This is a genomic window from Bacillus cereus, assembly GCF_015071065.1.
In the GTDB taxonomy this organism is placed as follows: Bacteria; Bacillota; Bacilli; order Bacillales; family Bacillaceae_G; genus Bacillus_A; species Bacillus_A cereus_BA.
Genome location: NZ_VOVA01000083.1, coordinates 1 through 694, shown reverse-complemented (window position 1 = coordinate 694; position 694 = coordinate 1). Strand labels below are relative to the sequence as shown.

The following is a 694-nucleotide window of genomic DNA, read 5'->3' as shown; positions in this document are numbered from 1 at the left end:
GCGATTCGAGATGAATTAGTCCATAGTACGAAACCTGGAATTACCACAAAAGAACTCGATGAAATTGCGAGAGAGATGTTTGAAAAAGCAGGAGCTCAATCTGCCCCAAAAAGTGAATACGATTTTCCTGGATATACGTGCATTAGCATAAATGAAGAAGTAGCGCACGGGATTCCGGGGAGACGGACAATTCAAGAAGGGGACATTGTAAATATTGATGTTTCAGGTTCAAAAAACGGATATTTCGCAGATACCGGAATTTCCTTTGTAGTAGGGCAGGGAGAGACAATTTTACAGAAAATATGTGAGGTTGCTAAAGAAGCATTCGATGCTGGACTTAAGAAGGCAAAGCCAGGTTCAAAAAAAAGCGCGCTCGGAAAAGCTGCACACAATGTAGCAAAACAGCATGGCTTAACAGTCATAAAAAATCTTACTGGACACGGTGTTGGGCGTTCGATTCATGAAGAACCAAAACACATTTTCAATTACTTCTCTCACTGGGATGACGAAATTTTAAAGGATGGTATGGTAATTGCCTTTGAGCCTATGATCTCTACATTTGAAGAGGAAGTTTTCCAATCCGAAGATGGATGGACCTGCCTAACCGATGAAAGCTTTGTGGCTCAATACGAACATACGATTATCCTTACCAAGGAAGGACCGATTATTACTACATTGTAAGAGCACTAATACC

General features: G+C 40.9%; 1 protein-coding gene. It reads left to right on the top strand.

Annotated features, from left to right (window positions below; all coding sequences use genetic code 11):
- A partial coding sequence (gene map, locus FT637_RS29565) for a type I methionyl aminopeptidase (protein WP_193649256.1) occupies positions 1-681 on the top strand: 681 nt, incomplete at its 5' end.
- Between the last annotated feature and the right edge of the window lie 13 nt (positions 682-694).